This window comes from Mycolicibacter algericus DSM 45454, from assembly GCF_002086455.1.
GTDB lineage: Bacteria > Actinomycetota > Actinomycetes > Mycobacteriales > Mycobacteriaceae > Mycobacterium > Mycobacterium algericum.
Genome location: NZ_MVHC01000067.1, coordinates 1 through 2210, shown reverse-complemented (window position 1 = coordinate 2210; position 2210 = coordinate 1). Strand labels below are relative to the sequence as shown.

At 65.8% G+C, this 2210-nt stretch carries 3 protein-coding genes; 1 reads left to right on the top strand and 2 read right to left on the bottom strand.

Annotated features, from left to right (window positions below; translation table 11 throughout):
• Positions 1-85 precede the first annotated feature (85 nt).
• Complete coding sequence (gene istB, locus BST10_RS22055) at positions 86-913, bottom strand: IS21-like element helper ATPase IstB (RefSeq protein ID WP_083040762.1); 828 nt, start codon at positions 911-913, stop codon at positions 86-88.
• Entirely contained in the window at positions 910-1923 is a 1014-nt protein-coding gene (locus tag BST10_RS22050; protein ID WP_308214911.1) for a Mu transposase domain-containing protein, read from the bottom strand. The genes istB and BST10_RS22050 overlap by 4 nt, the downstream gene beginning before the upstream one ends.
• Before the next feature lie 67 nt (positions 1924-1990).
• On the opposite strand from BST10_RS22050, the gene BST10_RS22045 reads away from it, so the two are divergent.
• Positions 1991-2173 carry a hypothetical protein gene (locus tag BST10_RS22045; protein ID WP_083040761.1) on the top strand — a complete coding sequence of 61 codons (183 nt, stop codon included), beginning with the start codon at positions 1991-1993 and terminating at the stop codon, positions 2171-2173.
• The last annotated feature ends 37 nt before the right edge of the window (positions 2174-2210 follow it).

Sequence of the window (2210 nt, the reverse complement as noted above, 5' to 3'; positions counted from 1 at the left end):
ACCTAAGGGCCTCGATGAGCTGGCGCAGCTGGGTCGCAGTCTCTGGAAGCGGCGCCGCGAAATCCTGGCCTACTTCGTGGCTGTGTCAACTCGAAGTGGCCCCAGTGTGACGGTTTGAGCTGGCCCCACTGGTAGGGGTTGGTTTGCGGGTGTTGCGGGCGTGGGCGAGTCGGTAGGAGGTGGTGCCGGTCTCGATGATCTGTCCGGCGAATGTCAGCCGGTCGACGATGGCCGCGCAGAGCCGGGGGTCGGTGAAGGTCTTCGTCCAGGCCGAGAAGGGCTCATTGGAGGCGATGGCGATCGCGGAGCGTTCCTCGCGTTCGGTGAGAACTTGGAACAGCAGTTCAGCTCCGCGCCGGTCGAGTTGCAGGTAACCGAGCTCGTCGACCAGCAGCAGGTCGACGCGGCCGTAGTAGTTGATCAGTTTGATCAGGTGCTTGTCGTCGGCGGCTTCGACCAGCTCGTTAACCAGTTTGCTGGCCAGGGTGTAGCGGACTCGGTAGCCGGCTTCGGCGGCCAAGGTACCCAGGGCGATGAGCAGGTGTGTTTTGCCGGTGCCGGAATCACCGATCAGACAAAGCGGCTGCCCTTGCTTGACCCAGTCGCAGGTGGCCAGGTGCCCGATGACGGCGGGGTTGATGGCAGGGTTGGCGTCAAAGGTGAACTCTTCTAACCGTTTTGGGCGGGGGAAGCCGGCGTCGCGCACGCGTCGTTGGGCGCGGCGCTGGGTGCGGTCGTCACATTCGGCAATTACCAGTTCGGCCAGAAACCCCAGATACGACAATTGTTCGCGCTCAGCAGCGGTGGCGATCTCGGAGTATCGGTCGCGGATGGTTGGCAGGCGCAGCATCCGCGCACCCTGTTCGATCGCTGCGGTCGCGGCTTGGTCGGTGACCCCACGCCGGGCACTCATGAGGTTTGTCCGCCCAGCAGGCTGTCGTATTGGTCCACCGTCGGCAGGGGGCGTTGATCGGCGGGAATGCTTGCCGGGCGGTGCTCGGCGAGCACGACCACCCGCCGATCCCGATCACCGGCGACGGCGCTGCGGTGTTCAGTAGCTTTGCGGGCTTCCAAGGCCACGACGTCGCTGGCGGTGGAGCCGACCGACAGGGCGGCGGTGATACCGGCCAGCACGGCGGCGCGGTCGAGGTGACGGTGCAGCAGCAAGACCTCCACCAGGGCGCGGGTGCCGCCGGCATCGCCGTGAGCGGTGCGGGCCGCTTGCCAAAACGCCTCGTGCTCGGTGGTGAACGCCCCTGCTGCACGCGCCTGGGCCAGCGCGGTGGCCCCGGGCAAAGCGCCGGGTTTGCGCAGCAGAATCTCCAGGTAGTGGTCCAAATCCAGGACTTTGGCGCCCTTGCCGACCGCACGCTGATGGCGTGCCACGACCGTGCTGCGGTCATAGATGGCCACCGTCGATGCCGACAGCTTGACCCGCAGCCGGTGCCCGATGAACCGGGCCGGAACACTGTATTGGTTGCAGCGCACCGCCACTTGGGCGTAGCGGTCCACCCGCGGCGTCAACGTCAATGCGGTGTCGAACGGCTCGGTGGGCAGCGGGGCCAGCAGCGTCTTCTCAAACGTCCAGTCATCGCCAACGCTGGTGGCGCGGTTGGCGACCCGTCGTCGGTCATCAGCATCATCGGCGGCTTCCAGCAGGGCGTTGAGCTCATCGATGGAATCCACCACCGGCATGGGCACGCAATGGTTGCGCCGAAACCGCCCGCCTTCGCCTTCCACGCCGCCCTTTTCATGGCTGCCTTCGTGGCCGGGCTGGCAGTACCAGGCCTGGAAGCCGTAGTGGGATCTGAACGCGATCCAACGTTCGTTTTCCTGGCGGGACCGCCCAAACAACACCTGCTTGACCGCGCTGTTGAGGTTGTCGTAGCGGACCTTGTCCACCGGCACCCCGGGGCGTGTCATTCCATCTGTGTAAGTCCGAGGTGGTCCATCATCGGACCGCCGTTGGGGCGGACAGAAGGAGTGTTTTGTGACCAAGTCCACGAAGGCGCCGGCTCAGGACAAGACGGCGGCCCGACGGTTGGCGGAGGCGTTCAGCGCCGACACACTGGATTCGCTGATCGCCGATGCAGTGAAATCGGGGACCCCGATCGACGGCGCGGACGGTTTGCTGGCTCTTCCCGATCGGGAGTGCGTGGGCGGGCGCGGCTGACCGGGTGAGGTTGGGGATGTAGGCGGGTCCTGGGGTG

Bases quoted from the DNA above. Each gene is read 5' to 3' on its own strand.
- istB (WP_083040762.1), bottom strand. From the start codon at position 913: ATGAGTGCCCGGCGTGGGGTCACCGACCAAGCCGCGACCGCAGCGATC.
- BST10_RS22050 (WP_308214911.1), bottom strand. From the start codon at position 1,923: ATGACACGCCCCGGGGTGCCGGTGGACAAGGTCCGCTACGACAACCTC.